At 63.2% G+C, this 21,918-nt stretch carries 21 protein-coding genes and 1 riboswitch; of the genes, 12 read left to right on the top strand and 9 right to left on the bottom strand.

The features are described from left to right. Positions 1-65: 65 nt before the first annotated feature. Positions 66-156, bottom strand: a riboswitch (glycine riboswitch). Positions 157-357: 201 nt separating this feature from the next. Then, the gene (gene alaS, locus JQ609_RS09405; protein WP_212273220.1) at positions 358-3,033 is read left to right on the top strand and encodes an alanine--tRNA ligase; all 2,676 of its coding nucleotides are present in this window, start codon (positions 358-360) and stop codon (positions 3,031-3,033) included. A 50-nt stretch (positions 3,034-3,083) separates the two neighbouring features. Here alaS and JQ609_RS09400 read toward each other — a convergent pair whose 3' ends face one another. The 4 genes from JQ609_RS09400 to JQ609_RS09385 form a co-directional block, all read right to left on the bottom strand. After that, entirely contained in the window at positions 3,084-3,587 is a 504-nt protein-coding gene (locus JQ609_RS09400) for a DUF3455 domain-containing protein (protein WP_212273219.1), read from the bottom strand. Positions 3,588-3,664: 77 nt separating this feature from the next. Next, positions 3,665-4,882 carry an NADP-dependent isocitrate dehydrogenase gene (locus JQ609_RS09395; protein ID WP_212035084.1) on the bottom strand — a complete coding sequence of 406 codons (1,218 nt, stop codon included), beginning with the start codon at positions 4,880-4,882 and terminating at the stop codon, positions 3,665-3,667. A gap of 121 nt (positions 4,883-5,003) precedes the next feature. Then, the gene (locus JQ609_RS09390; RefSeq protein WP_212273218.1) at positions 5,004-5,423 is read right to left on the bottom strand and encodes a hypothetical protein; all 420 of its coding nucleotides are present in this window, start codon (positions 5,421-5,423) and stop codon (positions 5,004-5,006) included. 259 nt (positions 5,424-5,682) lie between these two features. Next, positions 5,683-7,410 (bottom strand): S9 family peptidase, encoded by a 1,728-nt coding sequence (locus tag JQ609_RS09385; RefSeq protein ID WP_212273217.1) that lies wholly within the window; start codon positions 7,408-7,410, stop codon positions 5,683-5,685. A 309-nt stretch (positions 7,411-7,719) separates the two neighbouring features. Between JQ609_RS09385 and JQ609_RS09380 the strand changes: the two genes are divergently transcribed. Further along, a complete protein-coding gene (locus JQ609_RS09380; RefSeq protein ID WP_212273388.1) occupies positions 7,720-8,922 on the top strand; it encodes a TrmJ/YjtD family RNA methyltransferase in 1,203 nt (400 codons plus the stop codon). Positions 8,923-8,938: 16 nt separating this feature from the next. On the opposite strand, the gene JQ609_RS09375 is transcribed toward JQ609_RS09380, so the two are convergent. Next, positions 8,939-10,870: a sigma 54-interacting transcriptional regulator gene (locus JQ609_RS09375; RefSeq protein WP_212273216.1), complete on the bottom strand. Its 1,932-nt coding sequence runs from the start codon at positions 10,868-10,870 to the stop codon at positions 8,939-8,941. 166 nt (positions 10,871-11,036) lie between these two features. Between JQ609_RS09375 and JQ609_RS09370 the strand changes: the two genes are divergently transcribed. The 4 genes from JQ609_RS09370 to cynS all read left to right on the top strand — a co-directional run bounded on the left by JQ609_RS09370 (position 11,037) and on the right by cynS (position 14,856). Beyond that, positions 11,037-12,425 (top strand): CmpA/NrtA family ABC transporter substrate-binding protein, encoded by a 1,389-nt coding sequence (locus JQ609_RS09370; RefSeq protein ID WP_212273215.1) that lies wholly within the window; start codon positions 11,037-11,039, stop codon positions 12,423-12,425. Between the two features lie 166 nt (positions 12,426-12,591). Next, entirely contained in the window at positions 12,592-13,431 is an 840-nt protein-coding gene (ntrB, locus tag JQ609_RS09365; protein WP_212273214.1) for a nitrate ABC transporter permease, read from the top strand. Positions 13,432-13,435: 4 nt separating this feature from the next. Continuing rightward, complete coding sequence (locus tag JQ609_RS09360) at positions 13,436-14,347, top strand: ABC transporter ATP-binding protein (protein WP_212273212.1); 912 nt, start codon at positions 13,436-13,438, stop codon at positions 14,345-14,347. 20 nt (positions 14,348-14,367) lie between these two features. Then, complete coding sequence (gene cynS, locus JQ609_RS09355; protein ID WP_212273211.1) at positions 14,368-14,856, top strand: cyanase; 489 nt, start codon at positions 14,368-14,370, stop codon at positions 14,854-14,856. Between the two features lie 61 nt (positions 14,857-14,917). Here cynS and JQ609_RS09350 read toward each other — a convergent pair whose 3' ends face one another. Further along, on the bottom strand, positions 14,918-15,739 hold the full coding sequence (locus JQ609_RS09350; RefSeq protein ID WP_212204519.1) for an oxaloacetate decarboxylase: 822 nt from the start codon (positions 15,737-15,739) through the stop codon (positions 14,918-14,920). Positions 15,740-15,847: 108 nt separating this feature from the next. Between JQ609_RS09350 and JQ609_RS09345 the strand changes: the two genes are divergently transcribed. Further along, a complete protein-coding gene (locus tag JQ609_RS09345) occupies positions 15,848-16,753 on the top strand; it encodes a LysR family transcriptional regulator (protein WP_212273209.1) in 906 nt (301 codons plus the stop codon). Between the two features lie 41 nt (positions 16,754-16,794). Here JQ609_RS09345 and JQ609_RS09340 read toward each other — a convergent pair whose 3' ends face one another. Next, positions 16,795-17,118, bottom strand: a complete 324-nt coding sequence (locus JQ609_RS09340; protein WP_192734171.1) for a DUF1476 domain-containing protein — start codon at positions 17,116-17,118, stop codon at positions 16,795-16,797. 320 nt (positions 17,119-17,438) lie between these two features. Between JQ609_RS09340 and purC the strand changes: the two genes are divergently transcribed. Genes purC through JQ609_RS09315 form a run of 5 tightly spaced genes read left to right on the top strand, consistent with a single transcriptional unit; the run spans position 17,439 to position 20,392 of the window. Then, positions 17,439-18,206 (top strand): phosphoribosylaminoimidazolesuccinocarboxamide synthase, encoded by a 768-nt coding sequence (gene purC, locus JQ609_RS09335; protein WP_171708996.1) that lies wholly within the window; start codon positions 17,439-17,441, stop codon positions 18,204-18,206. 10 nt (positions 18,207-18,216) lie between these two features. Continuing rightward, positions 18,217-18,459 (top strand): phosphoribosylformylglycinamidine synthase subunit PurS, encoded by a 243-nt coding sequence (gene purS, locus JQ609_RS09330; protein ID WP_212204521.1) that lies wholly within the window; start codon positions 18,217-18,219, stop codon positions 18,457-18,459. A gap of 12 nt (positions 18,460-18,471) precedes the next feature. Next, entirely contained in the window at positions 18,472-18,729 is a 258-nt protein-coding gene (locus JQ609_RS09325; RefSeq protein WP_212204522.1) for a hypothetical protein, read from the top strand. Continuing rightward, positions 18,726-19,427, top strand: coding sequence for a phosphoribosylformylglycinamidine synthase subunit PurQ (gene purQ, locus JQ609_RS09320; RefSeq protein ID WP_212273208.1), 702 nt, complete (start codon positions 18,726-18,728; stop codon positions 19,425-19,427). The genes JQ609_RS09325 and purQ overlap by 4 nt, the downstream gene beginning before the upstream one ends. Then, positions 19,424-20,392, top strand: a complete 969-nt coding sequence (locus tag JQ609_RS09315; protein ID WP_212273207.1) for a tripartite tricarboxylate transporter substrate-binding protein — start codon at positions 19,424-19,426, stop codon at positions 20,390-20,392. Before purQ ends, JQ609_RS09315 begins: the two co-directional genes overlap by 4 nt. A gap of 24 nt (positions 20,393-20,416) precedes the next feature. Here the strand turns inward: JQ609_RS09315 and JQ609_RS09310 are convergent, their stop codons facing one another. Beyond that, positions 20,417-21,376, bottom strand: a complete 960-nt coding sequence (locus JQ609_RS09310) for a DMT family transporter (RefSeq protein WP_312014826.1) — start codon at positions 21,374-21,376, stop codon at positions 20,417-20,419. Further along, positions 21,360-21,848, bottom strand: a complete 489-nt coding sequence (locus tag JQ609_RS09305) for a PaaI family thioesterase (RefSeq protein ID WP_212204524.1) — start codon at positions 21,846-21,848, stop codon at positions 21,360-21,362. Before JQ609_RS09305 ends, JQ609_RS09310 begins: the two co-directional genes overlap by 17 nt. Between the last annotated feature and the right edge of the window lie 70 nt (positions 21,849-21,918).

Raw genomic sequence — 21,918 nt, 5'->3', positions numbered from 1 at the left:
AGAGTATTATCCCGTCGGCGGACACGTCAGGGCCAAAGCCCTTCGGCGTCTCTTTCCAGATGCTAGTCGGTCACGGGGTCCGTTTGCCTGAGAGTTTCCGGGGCGGTTGCTCCTTCGGCGCCGGCGCTTAAGCCGATCTCTCCCGACGTGACGTCTTGAACAGATAGGAGGGAAACACAGCCATGCCAAGTCTGTCAACGCGTGGAAGCGCCTATCAACCAGTCTTGTGTGCTGCGGCAAGCCTATGATCCGCCTGCACAGTTTCTGGACACCGCCTTTCGCCTTGTCTAAAAGCGTTGCGCCGGCAGAAAAGGCTATTTGCGGCCTGACCCGGGTCCTATTTCCGATTGGATGAACATGAGCGGCGTCAACGAAATCAGGTCGACATTTCTGAATTACTTCAAGGCGAACGGCCACGAGATCGTGGCCTCGTCGCCGCTCGTGCCGCGCAATGACCCGACCCTGATGTTCACCAATGCCGGCATGGTGCAGTTCAAGAACGTCTTTACCGGCGTCGAGAAGCGCCCGTACCAGCGCGCCACCACCTCGCAGAAATGCGTCCGCGCCGGCGGCAAGCATAACGACCTCGACAATGTCGGCTACACCGCGCGCCATCTCACCTTTTTCGAGATGCTCGGCAATTTCTCGTTCGGCGACTACTTCAAGGAGCGTGCGATCGAGCTCGCCTGGAACCTGATCACCAGGGATTTCGGGCTCAAGAAGGACAAGCTGCTCGTCACCGTCTATCACACCGACGACGAGGCGGCCGCCCTTTGGAAGAAGATCGCGGGCTTTTCCGACGATCGCATCATCCGCATCCCGACGTCAGACAATTTCTGGGCCATGGGTGACACCGGACCCTGCGGTCCCTGCTCGGAGATCTTCATCGACCGCGGCGAGCACATCTGGGGCGGTCCGCCAGGCACCCCGGAGGAGGATGGCGACCGCTTCCTCGAATTCTGGAATCTCGTCTTCATGCAGTTCGAGCAGGTGACGAAGGAAGAGCGGCAGCCGCTGCCGCGTCCCTCGATCGACACCGGTCTCGGGCTGGAGCGCATGGCCTGCATCCTGCAGGGCGTCGAGAGCGTGTTTGAAACCGATCTGTTCCGTCACCTGATCGATGCTACCGCATCCGCGCTCGGGGATGGACCGCAGGACCAGAACGTAGCGTCGTTCCGCGTCATCGCGGACCATCTGCGCTCTTCCGCTTTCCTGATCACCGACGGCGTGCTGCCCTCGAACGAGGGCCGCGGCTATGTGCTGCGCCGGATCATGCGCCGCGCGATGCGCCACGCGCAGTTGCTCGGCGCGCGCGATCCCTTGATGCATCGTCTGGTTTCCGCGCTGGTGCGCGAGATGGGCCAGGCCTACCCGGATCTGGTGCGTGCCGAAAAGCTGATCGAGGAAACGCTGCGGCTGGAGGAAACCCGCTTCCGCAAGACGCTGGCCCGCGGCCTTTCCATTCTCGACGAGAAGAGCAGTTCGCTGAAGAAGGGCGACATGTTCGACGGCGATACCGCGTTCACGCTGTACGACACCTACGGCTTCCCGCTCGATCTGACGCAGGACGCGCTGAAATCGCGCGGCATCAGCGTCGATCTCGCCTCGTTCACCGATGCGATGGAGAAGCAGAAAGAGAAGGCGCGCGCGTCATGGTCGGGAAGCGGCGATACCGCGAGCGAGAACATCTGGTTCCCGCTGCGCGAGAAACTCGGCGCGACGGAGTTCCTCGGTTATGAAACCGAAAGCGCCGAGGGCGTGGTTTCCGCACTGGTGAAGGACGGCAAGGACGTCGACAGCCTCAAGGCGGGCGAGACCGGTTCGATCGTCCTGAACCAGACGCCGTTCTATGCGGAGTCCGGTGGCCAGGTCGGCGACACCGGCGTGATGATCGGCGAGGGCGTCAGGTTCCGTGTCACCGATACGCAGAAGCGGGCCGGCGATCTTTTCGTGCATCAGGGCACGGTGGAGCAGGGCACGCTGAACGTTGGCACCGCCTTGCAACTCGAGGTCGATCATATCAGGCGTTCCTCGATCCGCTCGCATCACTCGGCGACGCATCTGCTGCATGAGGCGCTGCGCCAGGTGCTCGGCGATCACATCGCCCAGCGCGGCTCGCTGGTGGCGCCGGATCGCTTGCGCTTCGATTTCGTGCATCAGAAGCCGATCACGGCGGAAGAATTGGCGCGCATCGAGGATATCGCCAACGAGGTGGTGCTGGAGAATGACGAAGTCACCACGCGCTTGATGGCGGTGGACGACGCCCGCGAAGCCGGGGCGCGCGCGCTGTTCGGCGAGAAATATGGCGACGAGGTGCGGGTGGTGTCGATAGGCAAGCAGGCCCGCGAGCAGGGCCAGAACGCGCTTGGCTGGTCGGTGGAATTGTGCGGCGGTACGCATGTTCGCCGTACCGGCGACATCGGCCTCATTTCAGTGACCGGCGAAAGCGCGGTTGCCTCCGGCGTCCGCCGCATCGAGGCGCTGACCGGACGTCACGCGCGCAAATACGCCAACGACACCATGCAGCTTGCGAGGAACGCGGCCGGCGAACTGCGCACTTCGGTCGAGGAAATGCCGGCGCGCATTGCCGCGCTGGTGGAAGAGCGCAAGAAGCTCGAGCGCGACCTGTCGGATGCGCGCAAGAAGCTCGCGATGGGCGGCAGCGGAGGCAATGGCGCGGCAGCAGCCGGCGGCGTGCGCGAAGCGGGCGGCGTCAAGCTCCTGGCGCGTGCGGTCGAAGGCGTCGAGACCAAGGATCTGAAGAGCCTGGTCGACGACGGCAAGAAGCAGATCGGCTCCGGCGTCGTTGCGATCGTCGGCGTTACCGAGGATGGCAAGGCCGGCGTGGTGGTCGGCGTCACGGCCGACCTGACCTCGCGCTTCAGCGCGGTCGATCTCGTCAAGATCGCCTCGGCAACGCTCGGCGGCAAGGGCGGCGGCGGGCGGCCCGATATGGCGCAGGCCGGCGGGCCCGACGGCGCCAAGGCCGATGCCGCGTTGACGGCGATCGAACAGGCGATGGCCGGCGCGTAGCGACGCGCTACGTGATAGCCGGGGACGCGCCCGAAGACTAGGCGCGTCGATCAGGGTTTGCGCAGGAACACATAGTCCGCCGAGTAGGGCACGTTCAGGAAGCTGCCGACGGTCTCGCAGGCGCCGTCGCGCTTGCCGCCTTTGGTGTTGATCCGCTGTACAATGGTGGCATCTGCGAGGACGCCGCCGCCGCGCCGGGAGGTTACTTCGAGCTTCAGCCAGGGAATGTCATTCGCGGTCGCGCCGGGGGCGTTGCCGGCGACCTTGGCGGCCACCGCGCTGCCGTCGCTGTGTTCCCAATTCGGTCCGGCGTAGTGGCGGCCGACGGTCTTGCCGTCGGCGAGCAGCGTCGCGATCGGTTCGCGGAACGACCAGATCGCCTTGCCATCGGCGCCGGCCTTGCATTCATAGACCTGCGCGCCTTCGGCATGCAGGGTCACGACGACGCTCTGGCCGGGCGCCGCGATGGCGTCGGGAAGCGGGTCGGCGGCGCGTGTGGTCGCCGAACTCGCTGACAGCAGGAGGACAATCGCGGCAATCCGATGTGGAAGCATGGCGATACTCCAAACTCGTCATGGCGAGGAGCGAAAGCTTTGCTCGCCATGACGTCGATGGGTCTTGCCGAGGCGGCTTACTTCGCCGCCATCGCCTTGGTGAGGTTCTCCGCGACTTTGTCGAGGAAGCCTGTCGTGGAGAGCCAGCGCTGGTCGGCGCCGACCAGGAGCGCAAGGTCCTTGGTCATGTAGCCGGCCTCGACGGTGTCGACGCAAACCTTCTCCAGCGTGTCGGCGAACTTCGCCAGTTCCTCGTTATTGTCGAGCTTGGCGCGGTGCGACAGGCCGCGAGTCCAGGCGAAGATCGAGGCGATCGAGTTGGTCGAGGTTTCCTTGCCCTTCTGGTGCTCGCGGTAATGCCGCGTCACCGTGCCATGCGCGGCCTCGGCTTCCACGGTGTCGCCGTCCGGCGTCATCAGCACCGAGGTCATCAGGCCGAGCGAGCCATAGCCCTGCGCCACCGTGTCGGACTGCACGTCGCCGTCGTAGTTCTTGCAGGCCCAGACATAGCCGCCGGACCACTTCATCGCCGCCGCCACCATGTCGTCGATCAGGCGGTGTTCATAGGTGATCTTCTTCGCCTCGAACTTGGCCTTGAATTCCTTGTCGTAGATGTCCTGGAAGATGTCCTTGAAGCGCCCGTCATAGGTTTTCAGGATGGTGTTCTTGGTCGAGAGATAGACCGAGTAGCTCTTGGCGAGGCCCTGGTTGAACGAGGCGCGGGCGAAATCGGCGATCGAGTCGTCGAGATTGTACATCGCAAGCGCAATACCGGCGCCCGGCGACTTGTAGACTTCGCGCTCGATCACCTGGCCGTCTTCGCCGACGAATTTCATCGTCAGCGTGCCCTTGCCGGGGAACTTGAAATCGGTGGCGCGGTACTGGTCGCCGAAGGCGTGACGGCCGATGATGATCGGCTTGGTCCAGCCGGGCACCAGGCGCGGCACGTTCTTGCAGATGATGGGTTCGCGGAACACCACGCCGCCGAGGATGTTGCGGATGGTGCCGTTGGGCGACTTCCACATTTCCTTGAGGCCGAATTCCTTCACCCGGGCCTCGTCCGGGGTGATGGTGGCGCATTTGACGCCGACGCCGACCTTCTTGATGGCGTTAGCGGCGTCGATGGTGACCTGGTCATTGGTCTTGTCGCGGTATTCCATCCCGAGGTCGAAATACATCAGGTTCACGTCAAGGAACGGGTTGATCAGCTTGTCCTTGATGTACTGCCAGATGATCCGGGTCATCTCGTCGCCATCGAGTTCGACGACGGGGTTGGTCACCTTGATTTTTGCCATGACGGAGGGGGCCTTTTTTGGAAAACCGCGCGTTTAGCGGCGGATGGGATGGTGGTGCCGTCGCTATAGCACCCGAAAACGCGGGCTGGAAGGCGATTGGCGGTGCAGATATGGCTGGTTTTCAGGCGAGCCCGAAACGCCGTTCCAGCCAGCTTCGCGCCTTGCCCGGCGGCATGGCGCGGATCACCGCGGCGGCGTTGCGATTCTGCCGGTGCTGGATCTCGGCGATGTGCAAATAGAGCCGGGCGGCACGCCAGCTGCGGTCCGGATCGCACAGCTCCAGAATTCTGCGCCACACCGCATTGGCATGGCTGGGATGCTCCGCGAAGCAGGGGCGCCAGAGAATCTCAAGCACATAGGCCTGCGATGCGTGAGGCTCAATTCGAGAGGCCAAATCGAGGCATTTTTTGAGCTCGCGCTCGGCGTAGACAAGCCGCCCTTGCTTGAGTGCCACGCCGATCGGCCATGCCATCACGGCCACCGTGCCATAGGCGTCATGGCATGATAGCGCCTCACGCGCGGCTTCTTCCAGGATCGACAAGGCGGCGCCCGGGTCCGCGTATTCTGCAACCGATGCTAGCGCCTGGACGCGATACCACGCATCGGGGCAGCCGCGCGCCGCGGCCAGCGCCTTGGCGGTGTCGGTCGGCGCCAGTTGTCCCGCCCGTTGACGGCCGATCAGGGATGCATGTGAAGGCCTTGGGGTATGCGGAAAGCGTTGCCGCTGGGAAGACATGAGGCTTGGTCGCGGCGCGAGCCGGCGCGGTTCGCTCCAAGGCCTGCCACAGGCTCGATCAGGATCAGAACGCTGCCTGTGTCGCCGTTCCCGCCACCACGTACCAGGTCACGAACAGGCCGCAGATCAGGGCGCCCGGCAGGCTGGAGCCGGTTCGCCGCCATGTGAAGGTCGCGACCACGGCGCAGATCGCCAATAGCGGCACGAACTGGATGGCGACGATGGTCGAGAGCGGTACGAAGCCGGGATCGGGCAGCGGGTTGAACAGTTTTCCGGTCAGCCACAGCGTGCCGTATTGCAGCACCAGCAGCACGATGAAGCCCAGCGTCAGCGCCAGGATGTTGGTGAGGTAGAGGGTGGCGCGCCCCGCCGCCATGGTCGAGAAATTCCGGTGCAGCACATGCAACGCCACCACGAAGAACGCGGTGAACGGCACCAGATAGATCAGGAAAATCAGCGCCTGCTTGGCGCTCATCAGCTTCAGCGCCACGATCCAGAACCGGAAGTCGATCTTGAAGGCGAGGTCGGCCAGCCACAGCGCCGCATAGCCGATCGCGATCGTGGCGACCGCGATGATGACCGACTGGCCTACGACCCCGGCCCGGCTGGCCCGCTTCGGCGCGAACGGCATCAGGGCCAGCGTGATCAGGGCATTGATGATCGCCCAGACCATGATCTGGTTGGTAATCCCCTGCGGCAGCCAGGCCGACGGCTTTACAAAAGTGCCGGCCAGCGCGAAGGCAGGATAATAGGTCAGCGCCGGGATGAACGCCGACAGGATGAAGGCCGCGGTCCAGCGCCGGCCGCTCGCCGCCGAATGGGCCGGCATGGTGCCATCGGCGATCTTGGGCAACCGCAGGCGGGAATACATCCTGGCTTCCAGCAGGGCATCAAAGGCCCCGATCAGGAGCGCGACAAAGCCGAGCAGGGCGATCAGCGTGCCGACTTCCTTGCGGAACCAGATCTGGTCGTCGGCCGGCAACGGCGTGCCGCCCTTCAGGGTTTTGGCGAACCAGTCGAGGCTGTAGCCGATCGCTTCATGGGAGATGTGCTCGGCCGGGTGGGTGATGGCGGGGGTGTAGAGCACCCGCGCGGTTCCCTGGGCGATGTCGCCATAGACCTTGCCCGGCTCGACCGGCCCCTGGGTGCCGAACATCGCCCACAGTTTTGGGCTCTGGGTGACGTCACGGGCCCGATCGACGCCCCACATCAGGGTGGAAAACTCCTCGTATTGGGCGAACACGAGCGCCGTGTTCCGCGGCCAGGTCGGGGTGCCGTCGGCGGCGAACGGCTTGCCGGTGGACGAGCCCTCCAGCACGATCGACTTGTAGTCGTTGGGCATGGCGGTCGCGGCGGCCAGCACGGTCCAGCCACCCATGGAGTGACCCTCGAGGCCGATATTGGTCTTGTCGACGAAGTCGAGGCTGCGGAGGTAAGCCAGCCCGTCCGGACCACCAAAGCCGTTGGCGAAAGCGGGCGGGTCGCTATAGCCGTGACCGGTCTGGTCGAGGGCGAGGACGACATAGCCGCGGCGGGCGAATTCGATGGCAAAGCCGTCCTGGGTCTCGCGCGAATTGATGTAGCCATGGACCGCCAGAATCCCCGGCGCCGGAATCTGCGGCGTGGCATTCGCCGGGATATAGAGCAGGGCACTCATGGTGTTGCCCTTGGCGCCCTTGAACCTGACGTCCTGGATCCGGATGCCGCCGGAGGTCTGGGTCAAATGGGCCAGCAGTCCGCCGGCCAAGATGAGGAGGATGCCGACAATCGCCAACGACCATCTGCCGCGCATGGACGTCTCCTCTTGAGGCCTCAGCCGTTGAACCGGCCGCCTGTTTGTTTGCAGCTTCGCTTTGGGTGTGATTGTTAGCCTATCCGAAAGCCGTGCGCGTACAAGCCGCGAGCGATCAAGCCCAATTCAGGCTTTGACCGAACTTTCGGAAACGCTACTAAGCCCGTTGTCCGGCTTGGGAATTCTGGCCGCTGTTGCGGTCGATCATCAGACATGGAATGAGGTTTTGAATCAGGTGCTTCGCATGCTGATTCAAACCTTCAGAAGTTGAATCAGCTTCCGAACTAGAATCAGAAAGTGACGCAGGATATGTCCGGGTCTGGGACCGATAAAACCAAGTCTGGTTTGGACTTAGCTGGACCTGTTGTGATCCTTGTCGAACCACAGCTCGGCGAGAATATCGGCATGGCCGCGCGAGCGATGGGCAACTTCGCTCTTTCCCGTTTAAGAATCGTGAATCCGCGCGACGGCTGGCCGAACGTCGCCGCGCAACGCGCGGCGGCCGGCGCCGACCAGATTCTGGAACGCGCTGAATTGTTCGACACGGTCGAGCAGGCGGTCGCGGATTTGACCCTGCTGTTTGCGACCACCGCCCGCGCGCACGACCAGGCCAAGCCGGTGGTCGCGCCATCAGATGCCGCGGTCGAAATCGCAGGCCATGTCGCCAACCGAGGCGGGGCCGGCATCATGTTCGGCCGGGAGCGATACGGCCTCCAGAACGAGGAGGTCGCGCTCGCCAACCGGATCATCACCTTCCCGGTCAACCCCGGTTTCGCCTCCCTCAATCTGGCGCAGGCGGTGCTTTTGATCGGCTATGAGTGGTTCAAGCTATCGACCGGCGGAGCGCTGCCGTTCGCGATGCCCGAACGGTCCGAGCCGGCCTCCCAGCACCAGATGCAGGCCTTCTTCGACAACCTCGTCCGGGAACTCGACAAGGTCGAGTTCCTGCGCCCGGCCGAGAAGCGGGACACCATGCTGGTCAACCTGCGCAACATCTTTACCCGGATGGACCCGACCAAGCAGGACATGCACACCCTCCATGGGGTTGTCATGGCGATCGCCGAGGGGCGCAAGGGTCCAGCCAAGGGCGGTGTGCTGGACGGCGAACAGGCGACCCGATTGCGGGCGCTGCTGGCTGAACATAGCCAGGCCGCCGCTCCCTCCGAGAACGGAACCGTCCGCGGGCTGGCCCGATTGCTGCGCCGGAACCCGACCGACGCCGAGCGGATGCTGTGGCAGTCCCTGACCCGGGACCGCCGCTTCGCCGGCCAGTTCAAACGCCAGACCCCGGTCGGCCGCCACATCCCGGACTTCGTCTCCTTCGTGCACCGGATCGCGATCGAGCTGGTCAACCCGACCGAGTCGGAGGCGATCGTCGCCGACCGCGCCGCGCGGCGGAACTGGCTCGAGGCCCGCGACTACCGGGTGGTCGAGATGCGGGTGGCGGATGTGGAGAGGGATCTCGAGGCCGAGCTGGGGCGGCTGGAGGCGAGCCTTCGGCAGGCCGGTTAAGACAAGTCAGTTCCGATCAGGCACTGGCCTGCCGCGAACGGGCGGCCGAAATCCCCAGTGCCTTCATGCGCGACGCCAGCGTGGTTGGCTTCAGGTCCAGCATCGCGGCGGCGCCGCCGGCGCCGAACACCTTGCCGTTGCAGGCGGCAAGGGCGGCCAGGATGTTGGCGCGCTCGTGATCGCGCATCTCGGCTGACGTCATCACGGCCGGCCGCACATCGCTCTTCTGGCGGCTGGCGCCGGCCGGCGAATGCGCGCCTGCATTATCCGGCAGGTCGATCCGCAACCGGCCGTTCTGCGACAAGATCGCGGCGCGCTCGATCACGTTTTGCAGTTCGCGGACATTGCCGGGCCAGTCGTAACGCTGCAGCCGCCGCGCATCGCCTTCCGACAGACGCAAATCGGACTTCAGCTCGTTGCTCTCGCTCATCAGAAAATGCTGGGCCAGCAGCGGGATGTCCTCGCGGCGGTCGCGCAGCGGCACCGACTCCACCGGAAACACGTTGAGCCGGAAATACAAATCCTCGCGAAACCGGCCGCGCTGCACTTCCTGCTTCAGGTTCCGGTTGGTGGCGGCGATCACGCGGACGTCGACGGTTCGGGTGGGCTCCTCGCCGACGCGCTCGAAATTGCCTTCCTGCAGCACGCGCAGCAGCTTGCCCTGTAGTTCCAGCGGGATTTCGCCGACCTCGTCGAGAAACAGCGTGCCGCCATCGGCGAGTTCAAACCTTCCGATGCGGTCGCGCACCGCACCGGTGAAGGCGCCTTTGACGTGCCCAAAGAATTCACTCTCGAACAGTTCGCGCGGGATCGCCGCGCAGTTGACGCGGATCAGCGGCCGGTCACGGCGGTTGCTCGCTTCATGGATGGCGCGCGCGATGAGTTCCTTGCCAGTGCCGGATTCGCCCGTGATCATCACCGCCGCCGTGGTCGGTGCGACCAGTTTGACCTGGCGCAGGGTCTTCTGGATCGCCTCGCTCTGGCCGATGATGCCGCGCGGGTTGGTCTCGATCCGGATTTCTTCCTGCAGATAGGCGTTTTCAAGTTCCAGCCGCTCGCGCAACCGGTCGACTTCGGCGAGCGCGGCGTGCAGTTTTTCGTCGGCCTCGCGGCGGTGGCTGACGTCGCGAAACACGATCACGGCGCCCACCACCGTGCCGCGGTCGCGGATCGGCGTCGATGTGTACTCGACCCAGACCGGCGAGCCGTTCTTGCGCCAGAACACCTCGCCATCGACGTTGTGGATCGCGCCATCGCGGAACGCCGCATAGATCGGACAGTCCTCATCGGGGTAGTGACTGCCGTCATGGTGGCTGTGGTGAACGATCGGATGAATGGCCTTGCCGACCAGTTCCTCGGCGGTCCAGCCCAGCATCCTTTCTGCGGCCGGATTGACGAAGGTGGTCTTGCCCTCTGCGTTGACGCCGTAGATGCCTTCGCCGGCGGCGCGCAGGATCAACTGGTTCTCGCGCTCGATGTCCTGGAACACCCGCTCGACGCGCTGCCAGGCGGCGAGCCCGCCGCGCATGTGGTCCTCGGCGGTGGCATCGACATTGCGGCGGCGGCGCTGTTCGAGGTCGCTCATCGTGAGCAGAATCAGCGCGCGTCCATCATGCGGCAGCATCGATCCCATATATTCCAGCCGCAGCTTCTGGCTGGTGGCGTGGCGCGGCGTCAGCGCGTTGGTCCAGTAGGCGCCCTTGTCGAGCACGGCCTGGCTGAACACGATCAGCGCAGGCACTTGCCCGGCATGCAGCGCGCTGAATTTGGTTTCCCGCAGCAGCGTGCGGTCATAGCCGAGCAGGGTGCAGGCGGCGGGATTGGCATCGATAATCTCGTCGCTGTCGGGATCGAGCAGCAGCGTCGGCTCGACCAGATAGTCGAAGGTGAGGGTACGCAGATCAGAATCGCGCGGCGTCGCGGCATGCAAATGCGGCGTCGGGTCCATTCCTAAAACTCCGAGAATTCGTAATTTGACTACGATTTTTCGTGTATCACGAATTCTCGTAATCACCAACAATCCAGCTAAATAGCTGCAACAATTCGGCAAACGCGGCCGGATCGGGCTGGCACACTCCTTGCGTAATTGACCTCAGCGTCACGCAGGAGGTTTCATGTCCACGTTCGACAATCCGTTCGACCCCGCCCGCCGACTCCATGCCCAGGGTTGCAGCTGCGGCAGGCACGTTAGCGATGCCGAACATGATGCCGCCGCGCAGCTTGCGCTGCAGCAGGCGGTGGCGGCTTCCGAAGAGGCCCGCTTTGAGAACGTGGTCGCATCCGCCGTGATGCGCGCGATGTTTCCGCAGGATGTGGCGCGCCGCGCCTTTCTGAAATCGGTAGGTGCGGCGACCGCCGCTGCCGCGCTGTCGCAATTCTTCCCGCTGAAGACCGCGACCGAGGCCTTCGCCCAAGGCGGGCCGCTGGAAAAGAAGGACCTCAAGGTCGGCTTCATTCCGATCACCTGCGCGACGCCGATCATTATGGCGGCGCCGATGGGGTTTTACTCCAAGAACGGCCTCAACGTCGAAGTCATCAAGACCGCCGGCTGGGCCGTCATTCGCGACAAGACCATCAACAAGGAATACGACGCAGCCCACATGCTGTCGCCGATGCCGCTCGCGATCACCATGGGCGTCGGCTCCAACCCGCTGCCCTACACCATGCCGGCGGTCGAGAACATCAACGGCCAGGCGATCACGCTCGCGGTCAAGCACAAGGACAAGCGCGACCCGAAGACCTGGAAGGGCTTCAAGTTCGCCGTCCCGTTCGACTACTCTATGCACAATTACCTGCTGCGCTATTATCTCGCCGAGCACGGCATCGACCCGGATGCCGACGTGCAGATCCGCGCCGTGCCGCCGCCGGAAATGGTCGCCAACCTGCGTGCGGACAATATCGACGGCTTCCTCGGCCCCGATCCGATGAACCAGCGCGCGGTCTATGACGGCGTCGGCTTCATCCACATCCTGACCAAGGATATCTGGGAGGGGCATCCCTGCTGCGCCTTTGCCGCATCGAAGGAATTCATCACCTCGATGCCGAACACCTATAGCGCGCTGCTCAAATCGATCATCCAGGCCACCGCGTTTGCGCACAAGGCCGAGAACCGCAAGCAGATTGCGGAGGCCATCGCGCCCGTGAATTATTTGAACCAGCCGCAGATCGTGCTCGAGCAGATTCTCACCGGCACCTTCGCCGATGGCCTTGGCAATGTCGTGAACCAGCCGAACCGCGTCGATTTCGATCCGTTCCCGTGGCAGTCCTTTGCGATCTGGATCATGACGCAGATGAAGCGTTGGGGGCAGCTCAAGGGCGACGTCGACTATGCCGGCATCGCGGCGCAGGTCTATCTCGCCACCGACGCCACAAGGCTGATGAAAGAGGCGGGGCTGACGCCGCCGACCACCACCACCAAGAGCTTTTCGGTGATGGGCAAGACCTTCGATCCGGCCAAGCCAGAGGATTACCTCGCCAGCTTCAAGATCAGGAAGGCTTCGTGATGTCGGGGGCGCAACTACATTTGCCGCTGTCGTCCCGGCGAACGCCGGGACCCATACGCCGTGTCGCCTCCATGAGGCATGATGTTAGAGACCTTCCTTCCTTACTAGAGCCGCGGAATATGGGTCCCGGCGTTCGCCGGGACGACGTGTCGGGAGATCTCGCCCGATGACCTCCTCCTTGCGTTTCCGCGCGGCGATTGTGTCGATTGCGCTGTTCGCCGCGTTCCTCGGCATCTGGCACATTTCGACGCGTGGCACCGGCACCGTCGCCAACATGACGCCGGAATACGCCAAGCTGATGGGCCTGACCGCGACCGCCGGCAAATCGGCGATGCCGGGACCGCTCGATGTCGGCGCCAAGCTGTGGGAGCATCTGAAGAGCCCGTTCTACGATAACGGGCCGAACGACAAGGGGCTCGGAATCCAGCTCGGCTATTCCATCGCCCGCGTCGCCCTTGGATATTTCCTGGCTGTGATCGTCGCGATACCGCTCGGCTTCCTGATCGGGATGTCGCCGCTGTTCAGCAAGGCGCTCGACCCGTTCATCCAGGTGCTGAAGCCGATCTCGCCGCTCGCCTGGATGCCGCTCGCGCTCTACACCATCAAGGATTCCAGCATTTCCGCGATCTTCGTGATCTTCATTTGTTCGGTGTGGCCGATGCTGCTGAACACCAGCTTTGGCGTCGCGGCCGTACGCAAGGAATGGATCAACGTCGCGCGCACGCTCGAAGTCGGGACTGTGCGCCGCGCCTTCACTGTGATCTTGCCGGCGGCGGCGCCGACCATTCTCACGGGCATGAGGATTTCGATCGGTATCGCCTGGCTCGTGATCGTCGCGGCCGAGATGCTGGTTGGCGGCACCGGCATCGGCTACTTCGTCTGGAACGAGTGGAACAACCTTTCGATCACCAACGTCATCATCGCGATCCTGCTGATCGGCATCGTCGGCATGCTGCTCGACCAGATCCTTGCGCGGTTCACGCGCATGGTCACGTTCCCGGAGTAGAGCGATGACCGACAAATTCATCTCGATCGAAGGTATCGCGCGGCGTTATCCCGGCGCCGACGGTGGCCAGATCAGCGTGTTCGAGGATCTCTGGCTGTCGATGTCGCGCGGCGAATTCGGCTGCGTGATCGGACATTCCGGCTGCGGCAAGACCACGGTGCTCAACATCCTCGCCGGCCTCGACGAGCCCAGCGAAGGCGCCGTCATCGTCGACGGGCAGGCGATCGAAGGCACCAGCCTCGACCGCGCCGTGATCTTCCAGAGCCACGCGCTGCTGCCGTGGCGCACGGTGCTCGGCAATGTCTCCTATGCCGTCGCCTCGAAATGGCGCGACTGGGACCGCGCCAAGGTGAAGGCGCATGCGCAGAAATTCATCGACCTGGTCGGGCTGACCGGCTCCGAGCACAAGCGCCCGTCGGAATTGTCTGGCGGCATGAAGCAGCGTGTCGGCATCGCGCGGGCGCTTTCGATCACGCCAAAAATCATGCTGATGGACGAGCCGTTCTCCGCGCTCGACGCGCTGACGCGCGGCACGCTGCAGGACGAGGTGCGCCGCATCTGCCTGGAGACCGGACAGACCGCCTTCATGATCACCCATGACGTGGATGAGGCGATCTACCTCGCCGACAAGATTTTCCTGATGACCAACGGCCCCGGCGCGGTGCTGGCGGAGATCGTGGAAAATCCGCTGCCAAAGGATCGCGGCCGCATCGATCTGCACCGCCATCCCTATTACTACGCGCTGCGCAACCACATCGTCGATTTCCTGGTCAGCCGCAGCAAGACCTTTGCGGCCACTGTAGCCAATCACGATCCGCGCAACGTGCCGATCGTGCGGCCGGGCCTGAGCGAGCCGACCATCGTCGCGTCGCCGAAAATGATCGAGGCCAGCCCGGCTCAGACGATCGCCCGTTAACATTCACCAGGAGACCTGACATGAAACGCGAAGACCTCACGGAAAAGCTGCTCGACATCAAGCGCGAAAAGGGCTGGAGCTGGAAGCATATCTGCGAACAGATCGGCGGCTATTCCGAAGTGCTGATCGTCGGCGCCATCCTCGGCCAGATGAAATTGACAAAACCGCAGGCTGCGAATGCGGCTGAACTGTTCGGCCTGTCGAAGGCCGAGACCGCGATGCTGAACGAAGTGCCGATGCGCGGCACCGGCACACCGATGCCGCCCACCGATCCTTTGATCTATCGCTTCTACGAGATGGTGCTGGTCAACGGCCCGGCGTGGAAGGCGCTGATCGAGGAAGAGTTCGGCGACGGTATCATGTCGGCGATCGATTTCGACATGGCGATGGAGCGCGTCGCCAACCCGAAGGGCGACCGCGTCAAGATCACGATGTCCGGAAAATTCCTGCCGTATAAATATTACGGCGCCAGCGGCAATGTGCCGGAGTACGGGTTCAAGGAGGGATGAGGGGGCGAATGGCGAGTAGTGAGTAGCGAATGGCGCCGTCCCATTCGCTATTCGCCACTCCCTATTCGCTCCTTAAGAACGCCGCCCTCACTTCCTTGATCGGCGCCATCTCGCGCACATAGGTGAATGCGCCCTGATCCTTCATTTCGCGGGCGCATTTCAAGAACGCGGCGAGCGCCACGCGCGCCATCGCGCCGCCGACGCTGATGCGCTTGACGCCGGCGGCGGCAATCTGCGGCACGGTCAATGTCGGATCGGCAAACCCCATCACCAGGTTGAAGGGTTTTCCGATCGACGACACCACGGTGCGGATGGTGTCGATGTCGTGCACGCCAGGCGAATAAAGCACGTCGGCGCCGGCGGCCTCGAACGCCTGCAAGCGCTTGATGGTGTCGTCGAGATCGTTGCGGCCGTGCAGCAGGTTCTCGGCCCGCGCCGTCAGCGTGAACGGGAAGGGCAGCGCGCGGGCGGCCTCGACCGCCGCATGCACCCGCTCGACGGCGAGGGCGAAATCGTAAATCGGCCGCCGGGGATCGCCGGTTGAATCCTCGATCGAGCCACCGACCACGCCGGCATCGGCCGCGCGCGCGATGGCCTTGGCGGCAGTCTTCGGGTCATCGGCGCCGCAATTCTCCAGATCGGCATTAACGGGCAGGTCGGTCGCGTCAGCAATGGCACGGCAATTCTCGATGATGGCATCGAGGCTGACAGTGGCGCTGCCGAGCGTGTTGGCAAGCCCGAGGCTCGTGGTCGCAAGCGCCTCAAAACCCATCGCGGCGAGTAGTTTGGCGGTGCCGGAGTCCCACGGGTTGGGGATGATGAAGGCGCCGGGCCGCGCGTGCAGGGCGCGGAACAGTTCGGCTTTTTCCATCTGGCTGCGCATGGTCTTTCCCTCAATTGGTTGCTTCGCGGCCAAACGTAGGAGGCTTCCTTCCATCAGTCTAATTTGTTATTTCTCTTCCCATCATCAGCTTTTTGCATGGACCGGAAAATGGACAGCGACGCGCTCAGCACCTTCCTGACGGTTCACCGCCGCGGTGGAATCTCGAGCGCCGCCAAAGCGCTGCACCGCTCGCAGCCGGCGATATCCCGGCGTATCGCGCTGCTCGAACAGGAGCTCGGCGTGCCCTTGTTCGAGCGGATCGCAGGTCGGACGATGCTGAGCGATGCGGGGCGGGTGATGGTGCCGTATGCCGAGCGCGCGGTCGCCGCCGCGCAGGACGCCGAAAATGCGGTGCGTGCCTTGGCGCGGCCGGATTCCGGACCGGTCGCACTCGCCGTGGTCGGCACGCTGGCGGGCGGCCGTCTCTCCGAAATCCTCAAGCGGTTTGCCGCCGAATATCCTGGTGTCGAATTGACGTTGCGCACGGCGACCAGCGCAGAGGTCAGCGATCTGATCCGGCGCGGCGAGGCCACCATCGGCCTGCGCTACGACCGCGACGGCTCGCGCGATCTCGATTGCGAATTGGTGCAAGCCGAACGGCTTCAGGTCGTGTGCGCGGCCGATCATCCGCGCGCCGGCCGGCGGGTCGCCAAACTGGCCGATTTGCGCGGCGAACGCTGGATCGCGTTTCCGATACTGCCGCGGCGGCGCGAGATCACGGCGTCACATGTGTTTGCGCTGTTTCAAACCCATGGATTGGGGGAGATCAGCTGGACGCCGGTCGACAGCCTCACCGCCCAGAAGCGTCTGGTCGAAGCCGGCCTTGGCATCGCATTGCTCTCGGAAAGCAACGCTGCAGAAGAACTGAAATACGGCTCGATCTCGACCATCCGTGTCGGCGATCTCAAGGCAAGCCAAGACGTCGTGACGGTGACCCGCCGCGGCGGCTTTCTCAGCGCGGCGTCGCGGCGGTTCCTGGAGATTTTGAAGGCGCGAATGGCGAATGGCGAGTAGCGAAGTTTCTATTCGCTATTCGCCACTCCCTATTCGCAGGCTTACGTCCCCGCCTTCACCTGGGCGACGGCGGTCGCCATCAGCTCGTCCATCTTGGCGCGGAGTTCCTGCTCGGTGAGGGCGACGCCCTTGGCCTTGATATCGCCCATCACCTTGCGAATGACGTCGGAATCGCCGGCTTCCTCGAAATCGGCGGCGACCACTTCCTTGGCGTAGGCAGTGGCGGCGTCGCCGGTAATTCCGAGCTTTTCTGCGATCCAGGTTCCGAGGAGCCGGTTGCGGCGCGCCTCGGCCTTGAACTTCTGATCCGCATCGAGAGCGAATTTCTTCTCGAAACCTTCTTCGCGCTTGTCGAAAGTGCTCATATTTGAGTTCCAATCCCTGCCAGATGCACGCGGGGGCCGCGTTGTGGCGGCCCCGTCGCCTACCTAGATAGAGGGGGCGAATCGGCAAAACAACGGGCCGTTAAGCCGCAGTCTACAGGTATAAGTTGGGCCCAATTGGGTCGTGTCGATTGTGCTGGATAGCCCAATCGGATAGGTTGCCAACAGGCTTGGTTCTTGTTCTGTTTCCAGTTGGTTAAGATCAGGTTCCTGGCCTTCACGGCAGCTCCGTCGTGGTCGTAAACCCTTGTCATCCGGAGCACACCAAATTCATGGATTTCAACAAAACACGGTACATCCCTATGAGCCGTCGACGCCGCATTTATGAAGGCAAGGCCAAGGTCCTGTATGAAGGCCCGGAGCCGGGAACCCTGATCCAGCACTTCAAGGACGATGCGACCGCGTTCAATGCCAAGAAACACCAGGTGATCGAGGGCAAGGGTGTCCTCAACAACCGGATTTCGGAGTACCTGTTTCAGCACCTCAACGACATCGGGGTGCCGACCCATTTCATCCGCCGCCTTAACATGCGCGAGCAGCTGATTCGCGAGGTCGAGATCGTGCCGCTGGAGGTGGTGGTGCGAAACGTGGCGGCGGGATCGCTGTCGCAGCGCCTCGGCATCGAGGAAGGCACCCAGCTGCCGCGCTCGATCATCGAGTTTTATTACAAGAACGACCAGCTCAACGACCCGATGGTGTCCGAGGAGCACATCACCGCATTCGGCTGGGCGACGCCGCAGGAAATCGACGACATCATGGCGCTCGCCATCCGCGTCAACGACTTCCTGACCGGGTTGTTTCTGGGCATCGGCATCCGTCTGGTCGATTTCAAGATGGAATGTGGCCGCCTGTTCGAGAACGAAATGATGCGGATCATCGTCGCCGACGAGATCTCGCCCGACTCATGCCGGCTGTGGGACATCAAGTCGAACGAGAAGCTCGACAAGGATCGTTTCCGCAGGGATCTCGGTGGTCTCCTGGAGGCCTATACCGAGGTGGCAAAGCGTCTGGGTATCCTGATGGAGAACGAGCGGCCGGCGGGTACGGGTCCGGTGCTGGTGAAGAGCTGAGGCAGGTCCTGTGAAAGCACGTGTTACCGTTACCTTGAAGTCCGGCATTCTCGATCCGCAGGGCAAGGCCATCGAAGGCGCGCTGAAATCGCTCGGCGTTGACGGCGTCGCCAGCGTCCGTCAGGGCAAGGTGTTCGACATCGAACTGTCAGGCTCGGACAAGGCCAAGGCCGAGGCGGCGTTGAAAGACGCCGCCGACAAGCTCTTGGCGAACACCGTGATCGAGAATTATGCTATCGAGTTGAAAGCCTAGGGATTAGGTGCGATGGCCGACGCGACGGCAGATCTGATGCTAGAGGTGTTGAAATCGGTCCAAGCGCGACTGGCGCAAGTCGATGGCAAGCTCGACGAGCAAAAGCAAGAGATGCAGGCGTTGCGCACGTCCCAGAACGGCATTCGTCAAGAGATTACGAGTGTGTTCCAAGAGATTTCGGGGATACACGCGACGTTGGTCCGATACGAAGGTCGTCTGGACCGTATTGAGCGACGACTTGAACTTAGTGATGTTCCGAATCTGACATGAAATCCGCAATTCTCGTCTTCCCTGGCATCAATCGCGAACGCGACATGGCGCGGGCGCTTAAACTCGCATCGGGCAACGAGGCCGCGATGGTCTGGCATGCCGAGACTGCGCTGCCCAAGGGTACCGATCTCGTGGTGGTGCCTGGCGGGTTTTCCTATGGTGACTATCTGCGCTGCGGCGCCATTGCGGCGCGGGCGCCCGTGATGGACGCGGTGCGGGATTTTGCCGCCAGTGGCGGCCTCGTGCTCGGGGTCTGCAACGGCTTTCAGATCCTATGCGAATCCGGCCTGCTGCCCGGCATCCTGATGCGCAACTCAAAACTGAAATTCATTTGCCGGGACGTGCATTTGCGGGTCGAGCGCTCGGACACTCCGTTCACGCGCGGCTACAATGCCGGCCAGGTGATCCGCGTGCCGGTGGCGCATGGCGAAGGCAATTACGCGGCCGATGAAGAGACCGTGAAACGCCTCCAGGGCGAGGGGCGGGTGCTCTACCGCTATTGCTCCGCCGACGGCGTTGTCGACGATACCTCCAACATCAATGGCGCGGCGCAATCGATCGCCGGTATCGTCAACGAGCGCGGCAACGTGCTCGGCATGATGCCGCATCCGGAAAACCACGTTGAAGACATCATGGGCTGCACCGACGGCCGCGGTCTGTTCGCTGGCCTCGTCGCGCATCTGGAAAAAGCGGCGTGATTGCCGCCGTGGGACGGCGGCTTTCGCTTCTCGCGGCGGCCCTGCTCGTTTCCACCGCCGCCCACGCGCAGGATTACCCAAAACGTCCCGTCACCATGATCGTGCCGTTCGCGGCCGGCGGCACCTCTGACGTGATCGCGCGCGTGGTCGCCGAGGAGATGGCGAAATCACTCGGACAGCCGATCGTGATCGAGAATATCGTGGGCGCCGGCGGCTCGATCGCGCTGGCGCGGGCGGCCCGCGCCGAGGCAGATGGTTACGCCATTGCCATCGGCAATGCCGGCACCAGCGCGGCGACCTATACGATCTATCCGAAACTGTCATTCACGCCGGACTCCTTCGTGCCGATCGCGATGGTGGCGAAGACCTTCGGCATCGTCGCGTTGCGCAAGGATTTTCCGGCCAGGAATCTTCAGGAATTCATCGCCTTTGCTAAGAAAAATCCCGGCAAGATCAATCTCGGACATGCCGGCGTCGGCTCGTCGAATTTCCTGATCTGCAAGAGCTTTGTGCAGGCCGCCGGCATCGATGTCACACTGGTCGGCTATCGTGGCGCGGCTCCCGCGCTGACGGACGCGATCGGCGGCCAGATCGATGGCGTCTGCGATGCCGCGGCTTCCGTGTCGCAGGCGATCGACGACAAGCTCGTCAAGGCAATGGTGGTCGGCTCGACGGTGCGGCTCGCGACCTTGCCGGAACTGCCGACGTCGGTGGAAGCGGGGCTTCCCGAATTCGAGGCGCAAGGCTGGAACGGCCTGTTCGCCCCAAAAGGCACGCCGCCGGCGATCATCGCGAAATTGAATGCCGCAGCGAAGAGCGCGGTGGAGAGCGATGCCGTCAAAAAGCGCTTTCACGATCTGTCGACCGTCGCCCCCGACGCCAATGAGCATACCCCGGAAGTGCTGCAGCAGCTCGTGACGCGCGACGTCGAGAAATACCGCAAGCTGTTGGAAGAGAAGAAATAGGCGGCCATCCCCTTCGATGTTCGGTCAAGGTTGCCGGGCCTTCGATCTGCCGCGCAGCCGGTCGATCCACTTGCCATAGCGATCGCCGGGAATGGTCATCGCGGCGACGCCGGCCATGACCAGTAACAGTCCGAGCGCGAGATTCGCCGGCACGGATTCACCGAGCAGCAGCACCGAAAGACCGACACCGATCGGTATGCGCAGATAGCCTTGCGCGTTGGTGGTGAGCGTGCCGAGCCGGCTCAGGCACATATAGAACAGCATCAGTCCGAACGCGCTCGAGAAGATGCCCATTGCGACGGTCGCCGCCAGGGCTTCCGCCGTCGGCCGCAACGTCCAGGGATGATCGACGATCAGCGATGCCGGCAGCAGCACGAAGCCGCCGAACAGCAGCGAGCCGGCCGCCACCACCACCATCGGATCGTAATCGGTCAGCCGCAGCCCGAAGATGGTGGCGCAGGCAAAGGAGAGGGTGGCGACAAGGATGACGATTTCGGCGAACACGTCCTTGCTGAGACCGCCGAGCGCATCGAGCCCGATGATCGCCGCCGTTCCGGCGAGGCCGAGGATGGCCCCAACCAGCTTCAACAGCGTCGCCGGCTCGTGCCGGGTGATGCCCCAGGTGATCAGGAAGGCGAAAATAGGCGTCGTCGAGGCCAGCACCACGGCGCTCGACGCCGGCACATATTGCTGCGCCCAGGTGATCATCAAAAACGGGATGGTCGAGTTGATGCTCTGCTGGAAGGCGAACAGCTTCCAGGCCCTGGCATCGATCGGGAGCCGTAATCCGCGCGCGTACAGGATGACGAGGAGGAATGCGGCCGCGATCAGCGAACGGGCCGAGATGAAGGTGATCGGCGGGATCGAGCCGAGGCCGATCTTGGTCAGCGGATAGGTCGAACTCCAGCAGCACGCCAGCGCCAGCAGCAGCGCATAATCTCGCCAGCTGTGCTTCCCCGGGGGAATGCTAGGTGGCAACGGCACCTGCGTCCATCGGCGGCTTCCGCTTCACCCGCTTGATGGTGCCGGAAAAGGTGAACAGCGACCGCTCGCCCGATTTCAGCACCCCGCGCAGGAAGATCAGGGAGCCGCCGGCGCGGGTGATCTCACCCTCGCATTCGACCAGTTCGCCTTCGTGTGCCGCATCGAGGAATTCGCAGCCAAATGCCACCGTCACGCCCGACCCCTGCAGCACCGGCGAGGCCAGCGCGAACAGGCAGTAATCCGCAAAGGTCATGAAGCAGCCGCCATGGACGTTGCGCTGGCCGTTGAGGTGTTTTTTCTCGACGCGGAAGGCGCAGCGGACCCGGCCGTCTTCCTCCACCCGGTGCCAGAACGGCCCGCTATGGGTTTCGAAATTGTCACGGGTCCAGGTGCGCCAGCCGGCGAATTCGCCCTCGGTTTCAACGTGCAGGTCGGGACGTTTGACGAATGCAGTATTGGAGAGGTCATTCACGAAATTGGGCCTTCCTTTGCAGGTTTAAGTCCTTAAATCCGATCCAGGCGTGATGTGCAAACGCCGATCC

It is taken from the genome of Bradyrhizobium sp. AUGA SZCCT0169, from assembly GCF_018130085.1.
Classification (GTDB): Bacteria; Pseudomonadota; Alphaproteobacteria; order Rhizobiales; family Xanthobacteraceae; genus Bradyrhizobium.
This window is presented reverse-complemented; position numbering and strand designations above follow the sequence as displayed.

Excerpts from the sequence above, each read along its gene's own strand:
- alaS (WP_212273220.1), top strand. The coding sequence starts at position 358 with ATGAGCGGCGTCAACGAAATCAGGTCGACATTTCTGAATTACTTCAAG.
- JQ609_RS09400 (WP_212273219.1), bottom strand. The coding sequence starts at position 3,587 with ATGCTTCCACATCGGATTGCCGCGATTGTCCTCCTGCTGTCAGCGAGT.
- JQ609_RS09395 (WP_212035084.1), bottom strand. The coding sequence starts at position 4,882 with ATGGCAAAAATCAAGGTGACCAACCCCGTCGTCGAACTCGATGGCGAC.
- JQ609_RS09385 (WP_212273217.1), bottom strand. The coding sequence starts at position 7,410 with ATGCGCGGCAGATGGTCGTTGGCGATTGTCGGCATCCTCCTCATCTTG.
- JQ609_RS09380 (WP_212273388.1), top strand. The coding sequence starts at position 7,720 with ATGTCCGGGTCTGGGACCGATAAAACCAAGTCTGGTTTGGACTTAGCT.
- JQ609_RS09375 (WP_212273216.1), bottom strand. The coding sequence starts at position 10,870 with ATGGACCCGACGCCGCATTTGCATGCCGCGACGCCGCGCGATTCTGAT.
- JQ609_RS09370 (WP_212273215.1), top strand. The coding sequence starts at position 11,037 with ATGTCCACGTTCGACAATCCGTTCGACCCCGCCCGCCGACTCCATGCC.
- ntrB (WP_212273214.1), top strand. The coding sequence starts at position 12,592 with ATGACCTCCTCCTTGCGTTTCCGCGCGGCGATTGTGTCGATTGCGCTG.
- JQ609_RS09360 (WP_212273212.1), top strand. The coding sequence starts at position 13,436 with ATGACCGACAAATTCATCTCGATCGAAGGTATCGCGCGGCGTTATCCC.
- cynS (WP_212273211.1), top strand. The coding sequence starts at position 14,368 with ATGAAACGCGAAGACCTCACGGAAAAGCTGCTCGACATCAAGCGCGAA.
- JQ609_RS09350 (WP_212204519.1), bottom strand. The coding sequence starts at position 15,739 with ATGCGCAGCCAGATGGAAAAAGCCGAACTGTTCCGCGCCCTGCACGCG.
- JQ609_RS09345 (WP_212273209.1), top strand. The coding sequence starts at position 15,848 with ATGGACAGCGACGCGCTCAGCACCTTCCTGACGGTTCACCGCCGCGGT.
- JQ609_RS09340 (WP_192734171.1), bottom strand. The coding sequence starts at position 17,118 with ATGAGCACTTTCGACAAGCGCGAAGAAGGTTTCGAGAAGAAATTCGCT.
- purC (WP_171708996.1), top strand. The coding sequence starts at position 17,439 with ATGAGCCGTCGACGCCGCATTTATGAAGGCAAGGCCAAGGTCCTGTAT.
- JQ609_RS09325 (WP_212204522.1), top strand. The coding sequence starts at position 18,472 with ATGGCCGACGCGACGGCAGATCTGATGCTAGAGGTGTTGAAATCGGTC.
- purQ (WP_212273208.1), top strand. The coding sequence starts at position 18,726 with ATGAAATCCGCAATTCTCGTCTTCCCTGGCATCAATCGCGAACGCGAC.